Origin of the sequence: Vreelandella arcis, assembly GCF_900103865.1 — a bacterium.
In the GTDB taxonomy this organism is placed as follows: domain Bacteria; phylum Pseudomonadota; class Gammaproteobacteria; order Pseudomonadales; family Halomonadaceae; genus Vreelandella; species Vreelandella arcis.
On record NZ_FNII01000004.1, the window covers coordinates 110,746 to 133,738 of the forward strand.

At 59.2% G+C, this 22,993-nt stretch carries 25 protein-coding genes; 21 read left to right on the top strand and 4 right to left on the bottom strand.

Annotation, left to right across the window (positions count from 1 at the left end; all coding sequences use genetic code 11):
• Positions 1 to 163: 163 nt before the first annotated feature.
• The 3 genes from BLR97_RS05740 to BLR97_RS05750 all read right to left on the bottom strand — a co-directional run bounded on the left by BLR97_RS05740 (position 164) and on the right by BLR97_RS05750 (position 2,543).
• Positions 164 to 865 carry a M23 family metallopeptidase gene (locus tag BLR97_RS05740; protein WP_089703414.1) on the bottom strand — a complete coding sequence of 234 codons (702 nt, stop codon included), beginning with the start codon at positions 863 to 865 and terminating at the stop codon, positions 164 to 166.
• A complete protein-coding gene (locus BLR97_RS05745) occupies positions 862 to 1,527 on the bottom strand; it encodes a DsbA family protein (protein ID WP_089703416.1) in 666 nt (221 codons plus the stop codon). The genes BLR97_RS05740 and BLR97_RS05745 overlap by 4 nt, the downstream gene beginning before the upstream one ends.
• A 101-nt stretch (positions 1,528 to 1,628) precedes the next feature.
• Positions 1,629 to 2,543: a cation diffusion facilitator family transporter gene (locus BLR97_RS05750; RefSeq protein WP_089703418.1), complete on the bottom strand. Its 915-nt coding sequence runs from the start codon at positions 2,541 to 2,543 to the stop codon at positions 1,629 to 1,631.
• Between the two features lie 239 nt (positions 2,544 to 2,782).
• On the opposite strand from BLR97_RS05750, the gene BLR97_RS05755 reads away from it, so the two are divergent.
• Together BLR97_RS05755 and BLR97_RS05765 are read left to right on the top strand one after the other, a co-directional pair.
• Positions 2,783 to 3,631 (top strand): sensor domain-containing diguanylate cyclase, encoded by an 849-nt coding sequence (locus BLR97_RS05755; RefSeq protein ID WP_089703420.1) that lies wholly within the window; start codon positions 2,783 to 2,785, stop codon positions 3,629 to 3,631.
• A 258-nt stretch (positions 3,632 to 3,889) separates the two neighbouring features.
• Positions 3,890 to 5,107, top strand: a complete 1,218-nt coding sequence (locus BLR97_RS05765) for an MFS transporter (protein WP_244511244.1) — start codon at positions 3,890 to 3,892, stop codon at positions 5,105 to 5,107.
• A gap of 25 nt (positions 5,108 to 5,132) precedes the next feature.
• On the opposite strand, the gene BLR97_RS05770 is transcribed toward BLR97_RS05765, so the two are convergent.
• Positions 5,133 to 5,915, bottom strand: a complete 783-nt coding sequence (locus tag BLR97_RS05770; protein WP_089703424.1) for a sulfite exporter TauE/SafE family protein — start codon at positions 5,913 to 5,915, stop codon at positions 5,133 to 5,135.
• Positions 5,916 to 6,268: 353 nt separating this feature from the next.
• Here BLR97_RS05770 and BLR97_RS05775 point away from each other — a divergent pair, with 353 nt between their 5' ends.
• The 19 genes from BLR97_RS05775 to BLR97_RS05865 all read left to right on the top strand — a co-directional run bounded on the left by BLR97_RS05775 (position 6,269) and on the right by BLR97_RS05865 (position 22,990).
• The gene (locus tag BLR97_RS05775) at positions 6,269 to 6,937 is read left to right on the top strand and encodes a beta-ketoacyl synthase chain length factor (protein ID WP_089703426.1); all 669 of its coding nucleotides are present in this window, start codon (positions 6,269 to 6,271) and stop codon (positions 6,935 to 6,937) included.
• Positions 6,934 to 7,722 (top strand): lysophospholipid acyltransferase family protein, encoded by a 789-nt coding sequence (locus tag BLR97_RS05780; RefSeq protein WP_089703428.1) that lies wholly within the window; start codon positions 6,934 to 6,936, stop codon positions 7,720 to 7,722. Before BLR97_RS05775 ends, BLR97_RS05780 begins: the two co-directional genes overlap by 4 nt.
• A complete protein-coding gene (locus BLR97_RS05785) occupies positions 7,694 to 7,963 on the top strand; it encodes a phosphopantetheine-binding protein (RefSeq protein ID WP_089703430.1) in 270 nt (89 codons plus the stop codon). Before BLR97_RS05780 ends, BLR97_RS05785 begins: the two co-directional genes overlap by 29 nt.
• Entirely contained in the window at positions 7,953 to 8,219 is a 267-nt protein-coding gene (locus BLR97_RS05790) for an acyl carrier protein (RefSeq protein WP_422821911.1), read from the top strand. Before BLR97_RS05785 ends, BLR97_RS05790 begins: the two co-directional genes overlap by 11 nt.
• A 3-nt stretch (positions 8,220 to 8,222) precedes the next feature.
• Positions 8,223 to 8,759: a COG4648 family protein gene (locus BLR97_RS05795; protein ID WP_244511245.1), complete on the top strand. Its 537-nt coding sequence runs from the start codon at positions 8,223 to 8,225 to the stop codon at positions 8,757 to 8,759.
• Complete coding sequence (locus tag BLR97_RS05800) at positions 8,756 to 10,456, top strand: ApeI family dehydratase (protein WP_089703434.1); 1,701 nt, start codon at positions 8,756 to 8,758, stop codon at positions 10,454 to 10,456. Before BLR97_RS05795 ends, BLR97_RS05800 begins: the two co-directional genes overlap by 4 nt.
• Positions 10,449 to 11,204, top strand: coding sequence for a glycosyltransferase family 2 protein (locus BLR97_RS05805; protein WP_089703436.1), 756 nt, complete (start codon positions 10,449 to 10,451; stop codon positions 11,202 to 11,204). The genes BLR97_RS05800 and BLR97_RS05805 overlap by 8 nt, the downstream gene beginning before the upstream one ends.
• Positions 11,201 to 12,142: an LpxL/LpxP family acyltransferase gene (locus BLR97_RS05810; RefSeq protein WP_089703438.1), complete on the top strand. Its 942-nt coding sequence runs from the start codon at positions 11,201 to 11,203 to the stop codon at positions 12,140 to 12,142. Before BLR97_RS05805 ends, BLR97_RS05810 begins: the two co-directional genes overlap by 4 nt.
• Complete coding sequence (locus tag BLR97_RS05815; RefSeq protein ID WP_211605060.1) at positions 12,126 to 13,697, top strand: HAL/PAL/TAL family ammonia-lyase; 1,572 nt, start codon at positions 12,126 to 12,128, stop codon at positions 13,695 to 13,697. Before BLR97_RS05810 ends, BLR97_RS05815 begins: the two co-directional genes overlap by 17 nt.
• Positions 13,687 to 14,127 (top strand): acyl-CoA thioesterase, encoded by a 441-nt coding sequence (locus BLR97_RS05820; protein WP_089703440.1) that lies wholly within the window; start codon positions 13,687 to 13,689, stop codon positions 14,125 to 14,127. The genes BLR97_RS05815 and BLR97_RS05820 overlap by 11 nt, the downstream gene beginning before the upstream one ends.
• Positions 14,127 to 14,687, top strand: coding sequence for a LolA-related protein (locus tag BLR97_RS05825; protein WP_211605054.1), 561 nt, complete (start codon positions 14,127 to 14,129; stop codon positions 14,685 to 14,687). Before BLR97_RS05820 ends, BLR97_RS05825 begins: the two co-directional genes overlap by 1 nt.
• Positions 14,684 to 16,969, top strand: a complete 2,286-nt coding sequence (locus tag BLR97_RS05830; RefSeq protein ID WP_089703442.1) for an MMPL family transporter — start codon at positions 14,684 to 14,686, stop codon at positions 16,967 to 16,969. Before BLR97_RS05825 ends, BLR97_RS05830 begins: the two co-directional genes overlap by 4 nt.
• 27 nt (positions 16,970 to 16,996) lie before the next feature.
• Positions 16,997 to 18,265, top strand: coding sequence for an NAD(P)/FAD-dependent oxidoreductase (locus tag BLR97_RS05835; protein ID WP_089703444.1), 1,269 nt, complete (start codon positions 16,997 to 16,999; stop codon positions 18,263 to 18,265).
• Positions 18,262 to 18,828 (top strand): DUF3261 domain-containing protein, encoded by a 567-nt coding sequence (locus tag BLR97_RS05840; RefSeq protein ID WP_089703446.1) that lies wholly within the window; start codon positions 18,262 to 18,264, stop codon positions 18,826 to 18,828. Before BLR97_RS05835 ends, BLR97_RS05840 begins: the two co-directional genes overlap by 4 nt.
• On the top strand, positions 18,813 to 20,006 hold the full coding sequence (locus BLR97_RS05845) for a beta-ketoacyl-[acyl-carrier-protein] synthase family protein (RefSeq protein ID WP_089703449.1): 1,194 nt from the start codon (positions 18,813 to 18,815) through the stop codon (positions 20,004 to 20,006). Before BLR97_RS05840 ends, BLR97_RS05845 begins: the two co-directional genes overlap by 16 nt.
• A complete protein-coding gene (locus BLR97_RS05850; protein ID WP_089703451.1) occupies positions 19,999 to 20,493 on the top strand; it encodes a hotdog family protein in 495 nt (164 codons plus the stop codon). The genes BLR97_RS05845 and BLR97_RS05850 overlap by 8 nt, the downstream gene beginning before the upstream one ends.
• Positions 20,490 to 21,215 carry a 3-oxoacyl-ACP reductase FabG gene (fabG, locus tag BLR97_RS05855; RefSeq protein WP_089703454.1) on the top strand — a complete coding sequence of 242 codons (726 nt, stop codon included), beginning with the start codon at positions 20,490 to 20,492 and terminating at the stop codon, positions 21,213 to 21,215. Before BLR97_RS05850 ends, fabG begins: the two co-directional genes overlap by 4 nt.
• Positions 21,215 to 22,474, top strand: a complete 1,260-nt coding sequence (locus BLR97_RS05860; RefSeq protein ID WP_089703456.1) for a beta-ketoacyl-ACP synthase — start codon at positions 21,215 to 21,217, stop codon at positions 22,472 to 22,474. Before fabG ends, BLR97_RS05860 begins: the two co-directional genes overlap by 1 nt.
• A gap of 72 nt (positions 22,475 to 22,546) precedes the next feature.
• Positions 22,547 to 22,990 (top strand): excinuclease ATPase subunit, encoded by a 444-nt coding sequence (locus tag BLR97_RS05865; RefSeq protein ID WP_170832986.1) that lies wholly within the window; start codon positions 22,547 to 22,549, stop codon positions 22,988 to 22,990.
• Positions 22,991 to 22,993: the final 3 nt, after the last annotated feature.

Consider the following 22,993-nt stretch of genomic DNA (forward strand, 5'->3'; position numbering starts at 1 on the left):
CTTGAGACACGTTCAGTCGTAAATCGAGAGGCGTTAACAAAGCAGCCACCATAAACCATGGCCAGCGGCATAATGGGCCCTCTTTTTGCATTTCACTAATGATGTTGTTTTTCCCTAGCAGATGGATCCCAAGGACTGATACAAAGCAATGAAGCACTGAGTTTCATTGCTCGTTAAGTGCAATCACGTCGTAAACAAAGGACGTTCCAATCACTTGCTCAAAACGTCGCCTTAGCTCGTATAGCGATGTTTGATATTCCAGCGCGGTGGTTATTACCGGCGTGCCATAAGGTGCAGCAAGGTCAATGCCATTATGAGAACGAACGCCTCCGTACACCGGATGCCGTCGATTTCCAAAGCGAGAAGTCAGCCGAGCGCCAAGAACCGGCAGCTGCAAAGTGTCTAAAAGCGTTTCATTCTGGAAGAGCAGTACGCTGCCTTTTTTAGCTACCGGCCATACCACCTCTAGTCGTTCTGCCTGATCAAACAATCCCGCATAACTTAGACGTGGAGGCCCCACGCGGGAGCCATCCTGACGTCGATCTTCTTCCCACAATAGCTGGCCTGAAAACTCAAAAGACGCCGCCATGAACTCGCCCAACAGCGTTTCCAGCTTAGTGGCGAAACGTGCGGGAATCCCCTCCGCCGACAAGGCATCATAAAGCGAGGTTTCAACCATCACATCACGCCCAAAGGTCAAGGTATCAAGACGAGGCTGAGTCGTTGAGCGCCCTTGTTCGGTAGCTGTTTGCAACCCGTTTAATGTCGGCTCTGACGGCGAGAGCAAGAGATGCTCTTGCCAACTGGCCTTGACCAACGCGGGGCTTAAACTCATAAGCCCTATCAGCAACCAGCGCTGATTCATTGGGCTTCTTCCTCTTCAGATACCTCCTCTACTTCACGCTTTACGACATCAATCAACGCCTGCATACCAAAGGGTTCTAGCAGCTCACCGTTGACAAAAAAGGTGGGCGTCTGGCGAATCTGATTCGTTTTGACGTCGGCCATGTCTTGATCAATCACTGCTTGCACCTCATCTGAGTTGAGTTGCTCCTCAGCGGCAGCTCGGTCAAGCCCGGCTTGGCTGGCAATCTCCAAGATAGCTGATTCATCGAAACGGCCATGAGATGCCCACTGTTCCTGGCGAGAGAGCAGAGCTTCGAGTACCGGTTCGAATACGTCCTGGTGTCGAGCAACTTCCAGCACGCGTATGGCCGTATCAGAAACCTCACCGTGGAAAGGGGTGTAGCGCACGATTAGCTGCACTTGCTCAGGATAGGTCTCCAGAAGACTTTTGGTGAGAGGATAGAAAGCACGGCAGGCTTCGCAGGCCGGGTCGAAAAATTCCACAATGGTGACAGGTGCCTCTTCCGGCCCCAGGATCGGAGAGTGTGAACGCACCAAGGAGCTCTCGGCCTGTGCAGCCGCCTCAGCTTGCATGCCCAATAGTGCAGGTTTCGAAACCACCACGATGGCAGCCGTAAGCATCAACGTACCCGCAAGCATAAAAGTCGCTTTTTTGAACATTTTTCTCTCTCGATTTCAGTGATTATTTGGCAATTTAGGCCAAGATTTTATTGCACAAACCAAGCTAAATGACTGCCTGTGTAGACCAGCGTGAGCGTGTATTACTCATGCCCATAGAGGTTGGCATCCTGATGTGCGTGATCAATATGCTCAAACTCTAAGCTGGAATGGACAATGTTGAAGCGCGTTTTTAACTGCTCTTTGATCTCTGTCTTAATCGACTCAAGTTGCTGCCAGCCTGCTTCCGTAATGACCACGTGGCAGTCAAGGGCGGCCATGTTTTCCTGCATCTGCCATAGGTGCACATGATGAATATCGTGGACACTTTCGACACCACGCACGGCTTCAATGACGAGTTGACCGTTAATATCTGGGGGAGAGCCCAGCATCAGTGTGCGGATAGGCCCCCCAATCTCCGAAAAGGCGAGGTAAAGGATATACAGCGCAATACCTATCGTAATCGCAGGGTCTACCCAGCGCATGTCGTAGAGCAAGATTAATGAGCCGCCGATAATCACGGCGATGGAGGCGAACGCATCAGACAGGTTATGCAGAAAAAGGGCGCGAATATTGACGCTACCTTTTTGCATTGACCAAGTAAGCATGGCGGTGAGGGCATCGATAACAAGAGCGACGCCACCAATGATGACGACCAACCAACCCTGGATCTCCGGCGGGTCAATCATGCGCATGGCGCCTTCATAAATAAGGTAGAGGCCAACGAGAATGAGCGTGGTGTAGTTAATCAGTGCTGCCACTATCTCGATTCGGCCATAGCCGAAGGTCATTTGCGCATCGGCGGGCCGTCTTGTGATCTTGCGCGCCGCAAAGGCAATAACAAGCGCCGCCATATCAGAAAAATTATGCAGCGCATCAGCGATCAGCGAGAGGCTTCCCGCCATAATACCGCCGACGATTTGGGCGATGGTTAATAAGCCATTTGCCCAAATGGAAATACTGACACGCCGGTCGCCCGAGGCAGGATCAATGTGGGGATGATCATGATGATGTCCCATATATTAACCTCGTTAAGTTTTTTCATCCCCGTTACTATAAAACCTCTAGCAACTAAAGCTTCAACTCCTGAATGTCGTCCGTTGGCACTTGCCTCTGGAGGGTAAAGCCTACCTTAGCTATATTGGTACGCGCTTGTCATTGCGGGAGTGACCTTTCCCCCAAAGTATGCAGAATTATTTATCGCCCCTCTTCTCAATTGCTCTATAGTCGAGAAACGCAAACCGGATTTCCCAAGCCTATGGCCGTTGACCTGCAAGCGCTCTACCCCAAACTGATCCACCTGATGCTGGACACCGTCTTCGTGGTCGATAAAGACAACCAGATCGTCTTCGTGAGTGATGCCTGTGAGTCGCTGCTCGGTTACCTTCCCAACGAATTGATCGGCACCCTGATCACGCACTACATGCACCCCGACGATTTAGCGGCCACGCGGGACTCCATTGTTCGTGTGATGAGCGGTAAGCCGCATATCGATTTCCGCAACCGCTATATCCGCAAAGATGGCGGTATCGTGCATATCCTGTGGTCTGCCCGCTGGTACGAGCAAGAGAGAGTGCGGGTCGGTGTCGCACGAGACGTCACGGATCTTATGCAGGCCGAGGAAGAATTACGCTACCTCGCCCATCATGACCCGCTGACAAAGTTGACCAACCGAGCGCTCTTCTATGACCGCCTAAACTTGGGCCTGAGCACGGCCCATCGCTATCAGAGCAACTTGGCATTGCTATTTCTGGATATTAACGACTTCAAAGGCATCAACGATGTTCATGGACATGCGGCGGGTGACCGAGTGCTCTGCACGGTAGCCAGACGGTTAGAAGGCTGTGTACGAGAGACAGATACGGTGGCCCGCATGGGCGGTGATGAATTCACGGTGCTGTTAACGGACATCAAGTCGACGACTGCTGTTGCGGAAAAGGTAGATCAGATACTCACCGTCTTGAACGAGCCACTAGGCGCTGAATTCGGCGAGGTCAAAATGCCATCCTGCAGCATCGGCGTGGCCTGCTATCCTGCCGATGGAGAAGACGCCGATACACTGCTAAGCCGTGCAGATAGCCATATGTATCAGATCAAGCGAACATAGGAGGCGCCATCAGGCGTTCATTAACCGGGTGGTGCTGGAGACCGCCCTCTTTGAATATCGCTTGTATCGATTCTAGCTCGTTGGCTACATAAACCTTGGCGGCTTTTTCAGCGCTTTGCCCACCAAGAAATATGAAAATGTCTACTACCCCGCCGACCCTCCCCATAGCGCTTAACAGTTCGTGGCCGAACCTGGCTGCTTGAGAAGTAGATAAAAAACACAAACATAGCATGCTAACAAAAATGCTACGATAAGCGTTTGTGCTTTTACTCCCTCCCCTTTCTCTTGATACGGAAAAAGACCATTAGCCAGTTAACGCATATTAAGACCGTACTACTGCTTGCCAGCACCATGACCGTGATGTCGGGGGCGATTATCGCGCCTGCGCTGCCTGGCATTAGCCGCCATTTTCCTGACCAGCCCCAGGTAGTGATCCAACTAATTCTGACCCTGCCTGCGCTAATGATTACGCTGTTCAGCCCACTGATGGGTTATCTGGCTGACCGGTTTGGGCGCAAGAAATTGCTGCTGATGATGCTGGGCATCTACGGTTTTGCGGGGGTCGCAGGCTTTTTCATTGATCGCGTGGATCTGCTATTAAGCTCCCGCGCACTGATGGGGATTGCAGTAGCCGGTATTCTGAGTATCAGCACCACGCTGGTAGGCGATTATTTCGATAGCACCGAACGCGCACGGTTTTTGGGGCTGCAAAGCAGCTGCATGGCCTTGGGCGGGGTTATTTTTATTAACCTTGGTGGAGTACTTTCCGATTGGAGTTGGCGCGGCCCGTTTCTCCTCTACCTAACCGGCGTGCTTTTACTGCCCTATGCCTGGGCGATTCTTCAAGAGCCCATATCCAGCGGTAGCGTAAGCGCTGATACAAACGATGCGCCAGTGAAGGTGGATGTCGGGCGCACTGGCCTTGCCTACCTTATCGCTATGATCAGCATGGCGATGTTTTATATGTTTCCCGCCCAACTCCCCTTTTTGCTCTCTCAGCAGGGCCAGATCAGTGGCATGGCGATCGGCATCGCGCTTTCAATGGCGGCCCTAACGGCCAGCATCGTGGCGTTTTGCTACGGCTACTACAAACCGTTTCTTTCGGTAATGACGATCTATGTCTTGGGGTTCTTTCTGGCGGCCACTGGCTTCTTGATCGTTGGGTTCACCCAGAGTTACACCATGGCCATTGTCGGCGCGGCGATTTCCGGCTTAGGTCTAGGCGCCTTTATGCCCAACACCACCACCTGGCTGATGCGAATCACTCCTCAGCGAGTGCGCGGCCGAGTATTTGGTGGTTTTACCTCGACCTTCTTCTTTGGCCAGTTTATTTCCCCAGTGATGGTCGCCCCGGCGTTGATATGGCTGGATTCTCTGCGACACGTGTTTACCGCCATGGCGGTCATTTGCGGCCTGCTGGCCATCGTCCTGATCGTTCTAGGCAAGACGACGTTAAAGGCCGACAGCAAGCTTTAAGAAACGGCGTTTGCACCGCCTGCGGTCATGCGGGCGGATGGATCAACCCAACCACGCTGACCACGATCAACACCGCGCCCAGCACGCGGAAGAATAGCCCGGTGTCCGCTTTTAGCATATAGCGGTGGGCTTTCTCGCCTAGCAAATGGCCAATAAAGGCACAGGGCAGCAGCCAAAGCTGGTGGATTAACTGCAGATCCACGCCCGCGATCAAGAATGAGACCATTTTGATGACGACCAGGATAAACCACAGCACAAACAGGGTATCGCGCAGTTGCTCCTTGGCCACGTGAGTGGCAAACACCGCCACAATTAGCGGCGCGCCAATCAGCGACGTGCCGCTGACATAACCCCCGAGCGCCAGCAGTACGTAGTCCACGTACTTGTTCTTGCTCTTGAACGGCTTGTTCAGCACATAGCCAATGGCATAGATGATCACAATGCCAAAAATGATGCTGGTCATCACGTTAGCCGGCAGCGTTAACAGTCCCACCACGCCGATCAGCTTGGGGATGATCATGATTTTCAGGGCTTTGGATAGATAGCCCCAATCGATATTGCTCTCCGGCGATGTGCTACCCGTCCCCGCTTGCTGCACTTGGCGATGACCCCGCCAGGCGATCCAACTGGAGAAAATCAGCAGGTGAATGGCAATAATCGGCAAGAACACCAGGGGTTCGTTGACCACCAAGAGCAGGAAAGGCAGCGCCAGCACAGCGCCGCCAAACCCCAGACTGGTGCGCACAAAACCGCTCCAGGCAAAAATCAGCCCGATAAGCGCATACTGGTACCAGAGTAGATCCGTCATGGCTCGCGCGGAGCTCCTAAGTTAATAGTCGAATTTAATGAGTGCAGCCGCTTAGCGATGGGTCGAAACACGTAAAAATGTCTTAGCAACGTTTAGAATATTAGCAACTTCCGGCATATAACTCAGCTTGATAGAGCGCCTCCTTTGAGAGGAAGGGGCTATAGGGTCACAAGTTGCGCCTTCTCGGCTTTTGCCAACTGCAGTACACTTTAATATTGCAAATGACTAAGGCTGGAACCTGACAAAGCGAGCCTCATGAACTTCGAGCCCAGTAAACCATATTGGGCATGCCAGCTTTCATAGGGTCCGCAATTAAGTTAAGGTAACCGCCTTTTTTAGGGGGCCTTAGCGCAGTGTCTTTTTCCCTATATCTCGAAGACTGGCGGGGTTGGCTTCCTGAAGAGACAGTTGCCACCAGCAAGCCAAGCTGGCGAATCCCAGCTCAGTTGGGCAAAGGGCTGCCAGCTATGCTGCGTCGCCGTCTCGACGATACGGGCCGCGCTACCTGCGATATCCTTAGGGAGTTGGATCCAGAGGCCAACTCGCCCCTAGTGCACGCCTCGCGACATGGCGACGCTGCCGATACGCTAACGATGCTTGAGAACCTGCAACGTGGCGATCCTATCTCCCCCGCACGGTTTTCCATGTCAGTGCATAACGCCATTCTGGGCGTGCATTCCATCTCTCGTTCTCATCACCGGCCTTTACAGGCGTTAGGCGCCTGTGGTGATGAGTTCGACGCTATACTTTACGAAGCGTACGGGTACCTCATAGAAGGACATCCGGCTGTTGTCGGCGTTTTCTCAGAAGGCCCGCTGCCTCCCACTTACGAGGGATACACTGAACATCCCGGCACGGCCTGTGTGGTGGGCATGCGATTGACGTTGCACCAGGGACGACCACTAACGGCGACAAAGCCAGCGCATCGCGCGCGCCCGACGCCTGTCACGGTGATGAACTGGCTTGACGGCGACACCGCCTACCTGGATGGCAGGCATCGTTGGCAGTTGGGGCAAGAATGAATATCCACAGGTGGTACCGCGGACTAGGCACGGCGCTTTCCTTCACCGCCTTCGGCATCGGTGGCCTCTTCATTGGCTTGTTCATTGCCCCGTTGCTGAGTCTGTGCGTACACAACCCCGAGCGACGCCACTATCTGGCGCGACGCCTTATCCAGCGCTGTTTCCTGGCGTTCATCAATATGATGAACGGGCTTGGGGTACTCGACTACCGTCTGGAGAACCAGGAGCGGCTGATGCGCCCCGGGCTGTTGGTGATCGCCAACCACCCCTCGCTTATCGATGTGGTTTTCCTTCTCGCGCATATGCCCCACGCCAACTGCATCGTCAAGGGACGGCTCGCCCACAACCTTTTTACACGTGGCCCTATTCGCGCGGCAGGTTATATCACCAACGATGAGCCCGAAGCCGTCCTGGAGGCGGCCCGGGAAAGCCTTCGCAAAGGCGATTCGCTCATCCTTTTTCCAGAAGGCACCCGCACCAGTCCTAAGCGCCCGATCAAGTTTCGCCGCGGGGGGGCGAACATTGCATTGCGGACAGGGACGGCGATCACGCCAGTGCTAATACGCTGTACGCCCACTACCCTAACCAAAGGGGAGCCCTGGTATCATATCCCAGCCTCCAAAGTCAGGATGGAACTACGCGTACTCGACGACTTGCCCGTTAAATCAGATAGCCAACAGCCGACCGGGCAACTGGCTAGACAACTAACACAACGGCTAAGCGAACATTTCAACAGGGAATTGGATCACTTTCACCATGAGCGAAAACTACAACCTGACGCTTGAGCTCAAGCGCCTCATCATTGACACGTTAGAGCTTGAGGATGTCGATCCTAGTGATATCGACCCAAGCGCGCCTTTATTTGGCGAAGGCCTCGGGCTCGACTCCATCGACGCGCTTGAGCTCGGCCTGGCCCTGCAAAAGCAGTACGGCATCAAGCTCGATGCCGACGCGGAAGAAACGCGCCAGCATTTCGCCAGCCTGGAAGCGCTGCAGTCACTCGTGGAGGCCCGCCGTGTCAATTGAGATTGCCGACCACCAGCGCACCGAGATACTGACGCATGTCCAGAAGACCCTGGTGAAACTGTTTGACCTTGAGACATACGACATCCAGCCTCAGGCGCGCCTCTACGAGGATCTCGATATCGACAGCATCGATGCCGTCGACCTGGTTGTCGAACTCAAGCAGTTCACGGGGCAACGCATCAAGCCTGATGACTTTAAATCGGTGCGCACCATCGATGATGTGGTTAACGCTGTCGAACACCTGATGCAACGCTGAGCAATGCCGAAGCAAGGGATTAAGTCGCTCGGCATGGTGCTGGCGGTGGCCTGGCCGATACTGGTTTTCGTTTCACATGAGTACATCGGCAGCTGGCCACTTCTGATCGCCGGCTCGGCATTGCTTGCCTGGAGAATGCCCCAGGCGCGCTATCTGGCGATGGTGATGGCGGCCAGCTTACTCACGTTAGGCGGTCTAGGGCATGCTGAGCTTGGCATGCGCGCCTACCCCGTCGCGGTGAATGCCATCATGTTGATCATCTTCCTGACCAGCCTATGGAAGGGGATGCCCATCGTCGAGCGTCTGGCCCGCCTACGCGAGCCTGACCTGCCCCCCGAGGGGGTGCAGTATACCCGGCGCGTCACCTGGGCCTGGTGCGGCTTCTTTATCGCCAACGGATCCATCGCCTGCTGGACAGCCCTCTACGCTGATTTAGCCATTTGGTCGTTGTATAACGGCGTCATCAGCTATGCACTGATCGCCTTGATGTTTGCCGGTGAATGGCTGATACGCCGCCGGTTTCGGAGCAGCCTGTCATGACATTCGTCCCGCTTATCCGCTTGCCCTGGCGTAACGCGCACGAGGACCGACGCTCGCTGCCGCGTCACTGGGTTGACTCAACGTCGCTTACTCATCGAATCGATGCCTGGCGTCTGTGGCTAGCGGATAAACCCCGCGGCTACTGGCTGCTCTACCAATCCCGACCGGCTGAATTCTGCGCCGCCCTGGCGGCCTTATGGGAAAGTGGCCGAGTAGCCGTGCTCCCGGCGGACAATCGCCCAGAGACGCTGGCGCGGCTTGCGGAGACGGTGGACGGCACACTGCCCGAGGCACCTGACGTCACGGCCACTCGCCAGCATGATACGGCTGCTTTCGCCATTCCTGAGGCACTTGACCCCACGGCCACGGCCGTCGTGCTATACACGTCAGGCTCCACAGGCAACCCCGTGCGCCTGGCCAAGCGGTTCAACCAGCTGGACACCGAGCTGGCGGCACACACCCGACTATGGCCACTGGCCGGCAGTGGGGTCATCTCCCAGGTCAGCCATCAGCACATCTACGGGCTGCTTACCGGCGTATTGCATCCGCTGTGTGCAGGGGCCCCTTTTTATGGCGACCCGTGTCGTTACCCGGAAGGTCTTATCGAACGACTCAAGGAAGCCGGCGAGGCCCACCTGGCGCCCGTGATCGTGAGCTCTCCCGCCCAGCTATCGCGCCTGCCGAACCACCTTGGGTGGCATGATTCACCACGCCCCAGGCGCGTGTTCTCGTCCGGCGCGCGCCTGGCGCTGGCGCATGCGCAGCACACCGAGGCGCTGCTAAAGGCGCCAGTGATCGAGATCTATGGCAGCACCGAAAGCGGGGGTATCGCTCAGCGGCGCCAAACGCAGGACACCGTCTGGCAGGCCCTGCCCGGCGTTGAGCTATCCTTCAGCAAGGGGCGCTTGGCGCTGCGTTCGCCCTTTCTGGAGGCTCCCCAGCAATGGTGGTATCAGCCCGACCGGGTGGCGCCCAGGCATGGCGGATTCGAACTCCTGGGCCGCGCCGACCGGCTGGCCAAGATCGCCGGGAAACGCGTCTCTCTGGATCAGATCGAGTGCCTGCTCGCCGAGACAGAGGAAGTCCGTGAAGCACGCTGCGTCGATCTTGAACGTGCGGATGGCCGATTAGGGGTGGTCGTCGTGGCCGATGAAGCGTTCATCCCACACCAGCGCGAAACCCGGCATGCGTTGATAAAGCGTCTGCGTAGCCGGCTATCGAGCCACCTGGAAGGCGTTGCCACTCCCCGCTACTGGCGTTTTGTCGATGCCCTGCCAAGCAATGCCCAAGGCAAACTTGACCATGAATTGGTTCAGCGCCTGTTTGCCGATCTGGATGATCACAAGGCGCCGCGCTGGCTGGGTGAATATCGCGCCGATGTCACATCCTGTTGCATAAGCCTCGAAGTACCGGAGCGCTTGATCTTTCTGGAAGGGCACTTCGACGACTATCCGGTAGTGCCGGGTGTGGTCATGGTTCAGTGGGCCATCGAACTTGCAAGCACGAGCTTTGGCGAACTGGGTGAGTTTAAGGGCATCGAACGCTTGAAGTTCAAGCAAGTTTTGCGCCCCGGCGCACGCTTCACATTGCAGCTGACGCGCCGAGCCGAGGGAATCGCCTTTACCATTGATTCCCAGGAGGGGCGTCATTGCACCGGGCAAGTTCGCCTGCAAACGCATGGAGGGAAGCATGGCTGACGCACGCCCCTGTATTCTGATCCCGGTTTACAACCATCCCGCCACGATCGGCCCGCTATGCGACGAGCTTTCTACGCTGGGGCTACCGCTGTTGCTGGTAGATGATGGCAGCGACGCCGAGTGCGCAAGCGAACTTAACCGTCTGGCAGCGAAAGGCCATCACCTGGTACGCCTCGACATCAATCAAGGCAAGGGAGCCGCCGTGCGTGCCGGTCTCGCGGAAGCCCAGCGCCTGGGGTATACCCATGCCCTTCAGGTCGATGCCGACGGCCAGCATGACGTCGGCGATTTGCCTGCCTTTCTCGCTGAGCTGGATACCGCGCCGGACACCCTGGTGGTTGGCTACCCCCGCTATGATGAAAGCGTCCCGCGGATACGTTTCTATGGCCGTTACGCCACCCATATCTGGGTATGGATCAACACCCTGTCGCTGGAGATCCGGGACTCGATGTGTGGCGTCAGGCTCTACCCAGTCGCGCCGCTCAACCGCCTGCTGGCAAAGCACAGCGGCGGCAATCGCATGACCTTCGATACCGAAGTGCTGGTACGCTGGCATTGGGCGGGCGGCGCCATAGCCAATCGCCCGGTACGCGTCCACTACCCAGTGGGTGGCGTCAGCCATTACGCCGTATGGCGCGACAACCGCCAGATCACGGTCATGCACACGCGTCTATTCTTTGGCATGCTGCTACGCCTGCCGCGTTTACTGGCGCGGCATTGGCGCAAACAAGCGAAGGTGGGTTCATGAGTCACCATTGGGCACGCATCGGCGAGCGCGGCACCGTGGCCGGCATGATGTTAATGGTGGCGATTCAGCGCCACCTGGGTCGCTGGCCCTTTCGGCTAGTGCTATGGCCGGTCATCCTGTGGTACTTCCTGGTGCATACCACGGCAAGGCGCGCCTCTCAGTCGTTCTTGAAGCGTCTCTACCCCCAGCTTGAGCAGCGTCTTTTCGCTCGGTGGTGGCATAGTTACCGCCACTTCCTGAGCTTCGGCGAAGCACTGATGGACAAAGTTGAGGCCTGGTGTGGCAACATCGCCGACCACCGCTTGACGGGCACCGGTTTCGAGCAGTTTAGCGCCACCATCGAAAGTGGTCGTGGCGGGTTAATTCTCGTCGCGCACCACGGCAATCTCGACGTGGTCAATGCCCTTGCCGAGCGCCATGCGGCACTCGACTTGACGGTGATGATGCACACCCGCAATGCGCGCAAGTTCAATTCACTGCTCGAGCGCGTCACCGGCAAACCCCGCCCCCAGGTGCTTGAAGTCGGAGATATCACGCCCGCCACCGCGCAGACATTGGCGGAGCGAATTCACGCTGGAGGCTATGTCGTCATCGCCGCCGACCGGTTACCACTGGCCGGGGAGCGAACGCAGACGCTGGATTTTCTCGGCGATCGTGCCCGCTTCCCCGAGGGGCCCTTCCAACTGGCCGCGCTGCTTCGCTGCCCCCTCTATGCGCTGGCCTGCGTGCGCGATGGCGATAACTTCCGGATCGACTTTGAATGTATCGGCGACACTCAGGAACTACCTCGCCGACAGCGCGACACATGGATTGCCACGGCGATGCAGGCCCACGCCGACCATCTGGCCGAGCGCGTTCGGCGCCACCCGTTGCAATGGTTCAATTTCTATCCGTTCTGGATCAATGACACTGGATATTCGCATGACGACACGCCATGACCCAACGCCTGGCCCCATCACCAGCGAACCGCTTGTCCTGGATGGGTCGACGGTCACCCTCGAGGAGGTTCTGGACGTGGCTGAAGGCCGCCGTCGTGTCGCCCTGTCGACGGCCACAGCCTTCCGTGAGCGCATTGCCAAAGGCAACGCCTTCCTTGAGCGGCTGCTCGAGGAAGATGGGGTCGTCTACGGTGTCACCACCGGCTACGGCGACTCCTGCACGCGTGAAGTGCCCGCTTCCGACCTGGAGCAACTCCCCCGCCAGCTATATACCTTCCATGGCTGTGGCTTGGGCGAGGCGCTGTCGGTGGAAGCCGCGCGGGCCGTGATCATGGTTCGCCTGGTATCGCTGTGCCGCGGCGTCTCGGGCGTCAGCGTCGAGCTCCTCGAGCGCCTGGTCTGGCTACTGGAACACGATGTCATTCCGGTCATTCCCGAAGAAGGCTCCGTCGGTGCCAGCGGCGACCTGACGCCTCTGTCTTACCTGGCCGCCGTGCTGTGCGGCGAGCGCGACGTGTTTCATGGCGGCCAGCGGCGCGCAACCGCCGAGGTCTTCGCCGAGCATGGCCTCGCGCCGTATCGTTTGAAGCCCAAAGAAGGCCTGGCGCTGATGAACGGCACTGCCGTCATGACGGCGCTGGGCGTGTTCGCCTTTGCCCGCACCACGTATTTGGCGCAGCTGACCACGCGCATTACGGCACTCTCCGTGCATGCTCTGGATGGCAACCCCTATCATTTCGATGCCGAACTGTTCGCCGCCAAGCCGCATCCGGGGCAGAATAAAGTGGCCGAGCGACTGCGCGATGACCTGCACGCGCCGGATACGCCGCGCAACTCTCCGCGTCTCCAGGATCGCTATTCGACACGCTGCGCCCCCCACGTGATCGGCGTGGTGGAAGACGCGCTCCCCTGGTGGCGCCAGTTTCTCGAGAACGAACTCAACAGTGCCAATGACAACCCGCTGATCGACGCCGAACACGGCAAGGTCATGCACGGCGGCCACTTCTACGGCGGGCATGTCGCCTTTGTGATGGATAGCCTCAAGCAAGCCTGCGCCAACCTGGCCGACCTGCTTGATCGCCAGCTGGCGCAGCTGGTCGACACCCGCTTCAATCACGGCCTGCCCAGTAACCTGAGCGGCGCCAGCGCTGAACGGGCCAGCCTCAACCATGGCTACAAGGCGGTGCAGATCGGCGCGTCCGCGTGGACCGCCGAGGCGCTGAAGATGACCATGCCAGCCAGCGTCTTCTCACGCTCCACCGAGTGCCATAATCAAGACAAGGTCAGCATGGGCACCATTGCCGCGCGGGATGCACTGCGCGTGCTGACACTCGTCGAACAGGTCGCCGCCGCCACCCTGCATGCGGTCTGCCAGGCCGTCGAGCTGCGCGGCCAACTCGACGGGGCTGCGCCGCTGCCCAAGCGCCTGGCGGCGTTTCTCGGGGCCTGTCGGCTGGTTTTTCCCGCCCTCGACGAAGACCGCGCCCTGGAACACGAACTGCGCACACTCTGTGGCAGGATTCGCCAACGCCATTGGAGCCTTTATGACGCCTGACGACCGCCCGCTGCCGAGCTGCGAAACCGAGCTGAAGATCCCTTTCCATGACATCGACATGATGCAGGTGGCCTGGCATGGCCACTACGTGCGCTATCTGGAAATCGCCCGCTGCGAACTGCTGGATGCTATCGACTATAACTACCCACAGATGCAGGACTCGGGGTTTGCCTGGCCGGTGATCGATCTACGCTTGCGGTATGCCGCACCGGCGCTCTTCGCTCAGCGCATCGCCATCGAAGCACGCCTGACCGAGTGGGAAAATCGTCTCAAGATCGACTATACAATTCGCGATGCGCAGACGCGCAAACGCCTGACACGGGCCTGGAGCGTTCAGGTCGCCGTCGGGCTCAACGACCATGAAATGCGCCTTGAGTCGCCGCCTGTGCTGGTGGAACGGCTTCTCGCCTGGCAGGAGGCTCAACCGTAATGCGCCCGATTAACCGGATAATGGTGTTAATAAGCTTCGGCTTGATGGTCAGCACACCCGCGGTGGCCGCGCCGGAAGAGGATGATCTTGCTGAACGGTTGGCAGTGAATGCCCCGCAATGCGGCCGCTTCGAGCAGGCGCGCTGGATGGCCGACCTCGACACCCAGCTAGATAGCCGTGGCTACTTTGAACATCAACAAGACGGCCTGGTCTGGCAGACCATCGCCCCCATCAATGACCGCGTCCTCCTGAGCGAAGACAACGACGAGTTGCCAACAGGCTTCCAGGTGATCGCACCGGTACTTGGCGGCCTTCTTTCGGGTGACTGGCAACTGCTGGAAAGGCACTTCACTATCGAACTCAGCGGTGAGCAGCAACGCTGGCAGGCGACACTGATGCCAAAAGAGGCGAACATCGCCGAACGCCTCACCCAACTGCGCGTTCAGGGTAGCCAGCAGGTGGATGAGGTCGAGATCGACTTCGCCAACGATGACCGGCTCAGTTTGACCCTCACCGCCGCCGATTGCGACAACCTCGACGATAGTGATCCTGCAACGTGAGCCATGCACAGCCCCCGACCCGAATGGAGCGTCTTGCTGCCTTCGCCTGGGCGGGGCTGTTGCTGGGCTGTGCTCTTTTGCTGGCGGGTTTGCTGAGCAGAGGCACGCCGCTGGATACACGTATCACCGCGCTGCTGCCCGATACCCAGCAGGAAGCCTTGATCGAACGCGCCGAACAGCGCCTGACCGGCGCCTTTGAAGATCGCTTTGTATTGCTGGTACGAGGCGACTCTCCAGCTGAGCTAGTGGCCGAACTCAAGGATCATTTGCGGGACTCTTCAAGCGTTGACGCTTTCGACGACGATCTCTCGCAAGCCCCCGGCAGTGATCTGGGGCAATACCGCTATCGACTACTGCCAGAAACCCTCGCCAACGCCGATGATGACGCCTGGGTAGAGCGCGGCCTAAACCGCTTGTTTATCCCCGGTAGCCAGGCCGACCCGCGCCGTGACCCCTTCGGCCTGCTCGATGCCTGGCTGGAGCAGCGGTTTGCGGGCCCCCTACACATAGTCGAGGGCCTGCCTGCCGTTAACGACGAGAGCGGACGCTGGTTCGTCGTCAGTGGTCAACTGTCGGCCAGTCCCTACGATATGGGCATGCAACAACAGCTTATGGCGGCGCTATCGGACTTCCGTGACACCCATCCCGATGCCGAGCTGTTGCGCAGCGGGCTAGTGTTTCACGCCGCTTCTGGAGCCGACCAGGCCAAACGGGAAATTTCCACCATCGGCCTGGGTTCGCTACTGGGCATCGGCCTGCTGCTATGGGCCACGTTTCGGCGTGGCTCGATGCTGCTCAGCTTGCTGCTTCCCGTGGCCAGTGGTGTGCTGTTTGCACTGCCGTTGACCTGGTGGGTGTTCGGCACGCTCAACTTACTGACGCTGGCATTCGGTGCCAGCCTGATCGGCATCTCGGTCGATTACGCCCTGCATTTGCAGTGCGCCCGCCAGCTGTCACCCAGGCTAGCGCTGACGCGCCTTTGGCCCGGCCTGTTGTTGGGCCTGGCGTCAAGCCTTGCGGCCTATCTCGCTCAGTTTGCCACGCCACTCCCGGGGCTGCGCCAGATGGCCACCTTCGCAGCACTGGGGCTAATCGGCGCCTGGTTGACGGTACGATTGTGGCTACCCTGGTTTTCACCCAGCCCTCACGCCTCAACCGCCCACATCGCCACCCAGTTGGATCGACTGCGCCTGCCATCGCGGGCGCCCATTCGCTGGAGCCTGTTGGCGCTGCTCGGCATCCTGGCGGTCGTGCTGATAGCCACTCGCCTGACGGCCAATGACGACCTGCGCCAGCTTAACCCCTCACCCGACGCGCTGATTGCCGAGCAACAACGCGTGCAGGGGCTACTGGAACGTTCTACCGGCAGCCGTTACCTGGTCGTCACCGCTGAGCATGAAGGTGAGTTACTCGAGCGCCTGGAAGCCCTGGAGCCTTCTCTGGCCGCGCTCAAAGCCGACGGCCACTTGGCGCAATACCGCCACCTTGCCCAGGCAGTTCCCTCCCCGGCGACCCAGCGAGCCAATCTGGAGCGAGTGCGTCAGGCCTATAGCCGCGCGCTGCCCGAACTGATCGCCAGGGCCGGGTTGCCCTCAGACTTGGTGGAGCGCGCGCAGGCGCCGCTACGTGAGGTGCCACTACTGACCCTGGACGCATGGCTCGAGATGCCGGCAGGGCGTGCCGATAGCAGTCTGTGGCTGGGCAACACCGTCAAAAACCCTGACGTGGCGGCCCTGGTGACATTGGGCGATGCCGATGACGTTGCCCAGCAAGCGCTACGCCAGCTTGCCGATTCGGCGCATATTGTTTACCACGACCGGGTGGCCACGCTATCGAACCATTTATCGCGCTTACGCGATCAGATCGCTCTGTGGCTAGCCGTTGCAGTGGCCGGGTTAACACTGGTATTTAGCTGGCGCTATCGTGGCCGCGTGTGGCGCGTGTTGCTGCCCCCGCTGGGAGCCTTGGTAGCCACCCTGGCGCTGTTTAGCGCGCTCAACGTCGGCCTCTCGCTTTTTCATCTACTGGGTCTGCTGCTGGTACTGGGTATCGGGCTTGACGCGGGTATCTTCTGCACGGAACACCCAGACAGCTCAGCCGCCTGGCTGGCCATCAGTCTGTCCTGCGCGTCGAGCCTGATGGCCTTCGGCCTGTTGTCTTTCAGCGCCACGCCTGCTTTGCATCACTTGGGCCTCACCTGCCTCGTGGGGCTGGCGGCGACCTGGGCCCTGGTGCCTTTCGCCAGGGCGGGCTCCCGGCGCGTATGTTCTTCACCCAATTAGCCATGATGGCATCAGGAGACAAATCATATGGAAACGCATGACACCACCGATGTTGCCATCATCGGCGCAGGACCTTCCGGCGCTGCCGCCGCCGCTTGGCTCGCCCAGCGAGGGCTGGATGTCCGGGTTATCGAGCGCAGCCGTTTTCCGCGCTTTTCCATCGGTGAGAGCCTGCTGCCTAAATGCATGCTCGACCTCGAAGCCTGCGGCTTGCTCGAGGCGGCAACGGCGGGTGGTTTTCAGACCAAGAACGGCGCGGCCTTCACCTGGCGAGACCGCCATGCCGCCATCGATTTTCGTGACAAGTTCAGCGCCGGCCCGGGCACGACGTGGCAGGTCGAGCGCGCCGATTTTGATCAGCGTCTGATCGAGGGCGCGCGTCAGTTGGGCGCCAAGGTCGAATTTGAAACCCGAGTCGAGGCCTTCACCAGCGATGAGCGGGAACCCAACCTCACGCTGGTGGATGCCCATGGCCAACGGCGCTCGCTGCAGGCACGCTTCGTGCTCGACGCCAGCGGCTATGGTCGCGTGTTGGCACGTCTCACTGGTCTTGCCCAGCCCTCGACCCTCGAATCACGCTGTGCGCTGTTCACCCACATCGAGGACCGCATCGACTGCCCGCACTATGATCGCGAGAAGATATTGATCGGCTTGCACCCTGAACACCCGGGTGTCTGGTACTGGCTGATCCCCTTCCGGGATGGACGGGCGTCGGTGGGTGTCGTCGGCGATCGGGCAACGCTGGACGCCGCCGGTATCGACGACACGCAACGTCTTTGGCATTTCATCCATGCCGAACCCCGGCTTTCCAGACTGCTGACCAATGCCAGCGCGATACGCGATGTTGGTCGTCTGGAAGGGTATTCCGCCGATGTTGAGCGGTTGCACGGCCCCGGTTTTGCCTTGCTGGGCAATGCCGGTGAATTCCTCGACCCGGTCTTTTCGTCAGGCGTCACCATCGCCCTGGACTCAGCGCTGCGAGCCGCCCCTTTGGTCGAGCGTCAGCTCGCGGGTGAGAAGATCGACTGGGACCGCCAGTTCGAGCAACCGCTGCGCCGTGGCATTGCCACCTTCCGTGACTTCGTCGACGCTTGGTATGATGGACGACTGCCACGCATCATTCTCGGCGATCAACAGAATCCGCGTATCCGTGCCATGATCAGTTCGGTACTTGCCGGCTACGCCTGGGATGAAGAAAACCCCTTTGTTAACGCTAGCCGTCGTCGCTTGACCAGCCTCGCCAAAGCCTGTGCCAATAGCGCTAACAATGCCGCCGATGAGGGCCTATTCCCATGAAACCAGCGACTTTTTTGCGCCAGGCATTGTTAGTTATGAGCATGGCACTACTCGTCGGCTGTGCCGGCAAGCCGGTCGAGGCACCGCTTCCCGAGCTTTCTGAGCTGCCGGAGAGAGAGACACGAATGCAGCGTCTGACGTTTCTCCATCAGGATCAGCGGCACGAGATGGTGGGGGTTTTGCGACATGACGAAAACGCGCTACGCCTCGCGCTGCTGAGCCCCCAGGGCCAACGTTTATTGACATTGGTTCATGACCCGTCAGGCAGCCGGTTTCTTGACGACGCCGCTTTTGATCCGCCCTTTTCGGCTGAGTGGCTGGCAAGCCGCATCAGTTGGAGCCTGTGGCCCCGAGCGTCGCTCGCTCAGGCTTTCGGCCCGAGCGGATGGTCACTTGCAGACACTGATGACGGTCATACCATTCGCTATGACAAGCGCGTCATCGCCCGCATCAGCGGCGATGACGAATGCCGGATGATCGAAGACCTCGAGGCTGATTACCGCTTGTATATTGCGCCCATTGATGACCTCCAGCAAAAGGCCACCTCATGCCCAGCCAATTGAGCCCACTGCAGGGACAGCCCTGTCGCCTCATGACCCCGGCGGTGGTCTGCCCAATCGGCAGCGATTTGGCGACCATCGCCGAGGCCCTGTTCACTGGTCGACGCGGGCTTGCCTACGATGACACCTTCACGCCCGGCCGCCCCCTGCCGTTAGGACGGGTAACCACGGCCCTGCCGGATGCTGATGATTTACCGGCGGCGCACCGCTCACGTAACAACCAGCTGCTGGCCGCCGCCATGGAGCAGCTCGCGCCGACGCTCGATGCCTTTCGCAAGCGCAACCCCCAAGCGCGTATCGGCGTGGTGCTCGGCACCAGCACCTCGGGCATCGGCGAAACCGAGATCGCCCTGGCCAAACGTCAACAGGAAGGCGACTGGCCAAGCGATTTCCATTATCAGCGCCATGAAATTGGCTCTTCAGCCAGCTTCGTCGCCGAGCGCCTCGAGCTCGAGGGCCCCGCCTACACGCTGTCTACTGCCTGTACGTCGAGCGCCCGGTCTCTCGCCAGTGCCAAGCGGTTACTGGCCGGTGGCGTCTGCGATGCGGTGATTGCCGGTGGCGCCGATAGCCTCTGCGGCCTGACCGTCAATGGTTTCGCCTCCCTTGAAGCACTTAGCGATCATCCGTGCCAGCCTTTTTCGGCCAATCGCGACGGCATCAACCTGGGCGAGGCCGCCGCGTTGTTTCTGGTCACCGCCGAAACCGGCGGCATCCAGCTCAGCGGCTATGGCGAGAGCAGTGACGCCCACCATATTTCAGCCCCCCGCCCCGACGGCCAGGGGGCCATCACCGCCATTCAAGCGGCCCTGGACATGGCCCAACTACCCGCCAAGGCTATTGATTACCTCAACCTGCACGGCACCGCGACACGCCAGAACGACAGCATGGAAGCCATTGCGGTTGCACACCTTTTCGGAGATCAGTTGCCGTGCAGTTCGACGAAGGCGTTGACGGGTCACACCCTGGGCGCCTGCGGCGCCCTGGAGGCGGCGTTCTGTTGGTTAACGCTCAACGTCGGTCGGCTGCCGCCCCAGGTTCACGATGGTGAGATCGACCCGCAATTACCACCGCTGAGTTACGCCAGGGCGATACAACACGACTGCCGCCGGGCGGTCAGCAACGCCTTCGCTTTCGGTGGTAACAATACCGCCTTGCTGTTGGAGCGGTTTGATGACTGAATCCCCCGCCTCTCACCGGCTTGATCTACCCTGCGACATCGCCCCCTACGTGCCGCACCGCCACGGCATGTGCCTACTTGATACGCTACTCGCGGTTGGCAATGAGCACCTGCATGCCAGCGTGACGCCCCGCCGCGACGACCTGTTTGCCACCGCTGATGGCATACCCGGCTGGGTCGGGCTTGAGTGGCTTGCGCAGGCCGTAGCCGCCTGGGCAGGCGTCCAGGCGGTCACAGGTGGCGACACGCCGCAAATCGGCTTTTTACTCGGCACGCGACACTACCAATGCCGGTTGCCGCTGTTTCGCTTCGGCCAGCCAATACGCATTGAAGTCGAACTCAATTTTCGCGCCGAAAATGGCCTGGGCGCCTTTAATGGCTGTTTGTGCGATAGCGATAACCAACCTATCGCCAGTGCCACACTCAACGTCTTTCAGCCCGAAACGCCACAGGCGCTGGAAGAGACTCAAAAAGGAACCACCTCATGACGGACACCATCCTGGTTACCGGTTCGAGCCGCGGTATCGGCCGCGCCATTGCCCTGCGCCTGGCGCGGGATGGCTTCGATATCGTGCTGCACTGCCGTCGTCGCCAAGCCGACGCCGAGGCAGTCGCCGATGACATCCGTGCGCTCGGGCGCAGTGCCCGGGTACTGTGCTTTGATGTCGCCGACCGCGAAGCGGCACGCCAAGCCTTAGAAGCCGATATCGAGGCGCATGGTGCCTATTACGGGGCGGTCTGCAACGCAGGCATTACCGCCGATGGCGCCTTCCCGGCGCTCTCCGATGACGACTGGGATAGCGTAATCCACACCAATCTCGATGGCTTCTACAACGTGATCAAGCCCCTGGTCATGCCCATGGTTCGCCGACGGGCGCCAGGCCGCATCGTCGTGATGTCGTCTGTCTCGGGCATGGTAGGCAATCGCGGCCAGGTCAACTACAGCGCGTCCAAGGCGGGGCTGATCGGTGCGACGAAGGCGCTGGCCGTCGAGCTGGCCAAACGCCGCATCACGGTCAACTGCGTCGCCCCAGGGCTGATAGATACTGACATGACCGATGAACTGACGACCGAGGAAGCGCTCAAGCTGATTCCCATGAACCGGACCGGTACCAGTGAGGAAGTCGCTGCCACGGTGGGCTTTCTGTGCTCGCAGGATGCGAGCTACATCACCCGTCAGGTGTTCGCTGTGAACGGAGGGATGTGCTGATGGCCAATGACACGCTACGCCAGGTTGGGCTCGGTCACCGGGTGGTGGTAACCGGCATGGCAGGCTTCTCACCGATCGGCAATGATTGGCCCAGCATCAAGGCACGCCTGGAGCGGCTGCAAACCGGCATTCGCCATATGGATGACTGGGAAAGTTACGAAGGCCTCAACACCCGGCTCGGTGCGCCGGTCGAAGACTTCACGCTACCCGGGCACTACCAACGTCGCGCACTGCGCAGCATGGGACGAGGCGCTCAGATGGCGACCCGTGCCAGCGAGCTAGCCCTCGAGGATGCCGGGCTACTTGATTCGCCGCTGTTGGGTAGCGGCCAAATGGGAATCGCCTATGGCGCGTCAGCAGGTGAGCCCGACGCCGTGGCCGACTTCGGCAATATGCTGATCAACAAATCGACCGATGGGCTCAATGCCAATTCCTATATCCGCATGATGGCGCATACCGCGCCGGTGAATATCGGCGTATTCCTCGGCGTGCGCGGACGCATTCACACCACTTCGAGCGCCTGTACCTCGGGCAGCCAGGGCCTCGGCTACGCCTATGAAGCCATTCGCTTCGGCCGCCAAACAGCGATGATCGCCGGTGGCTGTGAGGAGCTTTCAGCCTCTGAAGCGGCGGTCTTCGACACGCTATTTGCCACCAGTACACGTAATGAGGCGCCCCACACGTCGCCGCGCCCTTTCGATGCCGAGCGCGACGGCCTGGTGATTGGCGAAGGGGCCGGCACGCTGATTCTTGAAGAGCTTGAGCACGCTCAGGCGCGGGGCGCTAACATTTACGCCGAACTGGTGGGCTTTGGCACCAACAGCGATGGCCGCCATGTCACTCAGCCCGACGCCGGCATGATGGAACTGGCCATTCGCCAGGCGCTCGACGACGCGGGACTACAGCCAGAGCAGATTGGCTACGTCAGTGCCCACGGTACCGCTACCGATCGCGGCGATATCGCCGAAAGTCATGCCACCCATGCGGTGTTCGGCTCCCAGCGCCCCATTAGTGCTTTCAAGAGCTTCACCGGCCACACGCTGGGCGCCTGCGGTGCACTCGAGGCCTGGGTCGCCATTGAGATGATGCGCGAGGGATGGTTTCACGCCACCGCCAACCTTGAGCAGCCCGATGATAATTGCGCCGACCTGGACTACCTGCGCGGCGAAGGGCGGCGCATCGATTGCGACTACGTGATGAGCAATAATTTCGCCTTCGGCGGTATCAACACCTCGTTGATATTCCGGCGCTGGCCTTAATGGCGCTATTTCAGCGCCTTCACGGCGCCCCATTCGGGGCGCTATAAAATCAAGCAAGAAAAGGAACGCTAAATGACCAGGGGATTGCTTTCACTCGGAGTGCTACTTGGGGGTGTGCTACTGAGCACCTCGAGCCTTGCACGCGATACCACCCACATGCTTTCCATTGAAGAGGCCATGAGCACGCCCGAGGCGAGAGAGCGGCTCGATCCCAACATCCGCTTTGTGTTTGGCGACACGTCTGACGCGGAGACCGTCACCGAGTACGGCAATTTCGTGACCAACAAGAAAACCAACGCACTCAATAAGTCAGACGAAGAGGCCTGCCGTTGGGTCATGCTATCAGCGTTACTCAGCCTGCAAGATCGCGTCAAAGCCGAAGGTGGCAACGCTGTCATCAATATTGAAAGCTTTTACGACCGTCAGCCGATGGCCTCGAACACTGAGTACGAGTGCCATGCTGGCGCCATCATGGCGGGCGTCGCCTTGCGCGGCGATGTCGTTACCCTGCATTAATCA

Bases quoted from the DNA above. Each gene is read 5' to 3' on its own strand.
- BLR97_RS05740 (WP_089703414.1), bottom strand. From the start codon at position 865: ATGAATCAGCGCTGGTTGCTGATAGGGCTTATGAGTTTAAGCCCCGCG.
- BLR97_RS05745 (WP_089703416.1), bottom strand. From the start codon at position 1,527: ATGTTCAAAAAAGCGACTTTTATGCTTGCGGGTACGTTGATGCTTACG.
- BLR97_RS05750 (WP_089703418.1), bottom strand. From the start codon at position 2,543: ATGGGACATCATCATGATCATCCCCACATTGATCCTGCCTCGGGCGAC.
- BLR97_RS05755 (WP_089703420.1), top strand. From the start codon at position 2,783: ATGGCCGTTGACCTGCAAGCGCTCTACCCCAAACTGATCCACCTGATG.
- BLR97_RS05770 (WP_089703424.1), bottom strand. From the start codon at position 5,915: ATGACGGATCTACTCTGGTACCAGTATGCGCTTATCGGGCTGATTTTT.
- BLR97_RS05780 (WP_089703428.1), top strand. From the start codon at position 6,934: ATGAATATCCACAGGTGGTACCGCGGACTAGGCACGGCGCTTTCCTTC.
- BLR97_RS05785 (WP_089703430.1), top strand. From the start codon at position 7,694: ATGAGCGAAAACTACAACCTGACGCTTGAGCTCAAGCGCCTCATCATT.
- BLR97_RS05795 (WP_244511245.1), top strand. From the start codon at position 8,223: ATGCCGAAGCAAGGGATTAAGTCGCTCGGCATGGTGCTGGCGGTGGCC.
- BLR97_RS05800 (WP_089703434.1), top strand. From the start codon at position 8,756: ATGACATTCGTCCCGCTTATCCGCTTGCCCTGGCGTAACGCGCACGAG.
- BLR97_RS05805 (WP_089703436.1), top strand. From the start codon at position 10,449: ATGGCTGACGCACGCCCCTGTATTCTGATCCCGGTTTACAACCATCCC.
- BLR97_RS05810 (WP_089703438.1), top strand. From the start codon at position 11,201: ATGAGTCACCATTGGGCACGCATCGGCGAGCGCGGCACCGTGGCCGGC.
- BLR97_RS05815 (WP_211605060.1), top strand. From the start codon at position 12,126: ATGACGACACGCCATGACCCAACGCCTGGCCCCATCACCAGCGAACCG.
- BLR97_RS05820 (WP_089703440.1), top strand. From the start codon at position 13,687: ATGACGCCTGACGACCGCCCGCTGCCGAGCTGCGAAACCGAGCTGAAG.
- BLR97_RS05825 (WP_211605054.1), top strand. From the start codon at position 14,127: ATGCGCCCGATTAACCGGATAATGGTGTTAATAAGCTTCGGCTTGATG.
- BLR97_RS05835 (WP_089703444.1), top strand. From the start codon at position 16,997: ATGGAAACGCATGACACCACCGATGTTGCCATCATCGGCGCAGGACCT.
- BLR97_RS05840 (WP_089703446.1), top strand. From the start codon at position 18,262: ATGAAACCAGCGACTTTTTTGCGCCAGGCATTGTTAGTTATGAGCATG.
- BLR97_RS05845 (WP_089703449.1), top strand. From the start codon at position 18,813: ATGCCCAGCCAATTGAGCCCACTGCAGGGACAGCCCTGTCGCCTCATG.
- BLR97_RS05850 (WP_089703451.1), top strand. From the start codon at position 19,999: ATGACTGAATCCCCCGCCTCTCACCGGCTTGATCTACCCTGCGACATC.
- fabG (WP_089703454.1), top strand. From the start codon at position 20,490: ATGACGGACACCATCCTGGTTACCGGTTCGAGCCGCGGTATCGGCCGC.
- BLR97_RS05860 (WP_089703456.1), top strand. From the start codon at position 21,215: ATGGCCAATGACACGCTACGCCAGGTTGGGCTCGGTCACCGGGTGGTG.
- BLR97_RS05865 (WP_170832986.1), top strand. From the start codon at position 22,547: ATGACCAGGGGATTGCTTTCACTCGGAGTGCTACTTGGGGGTGTGCTA.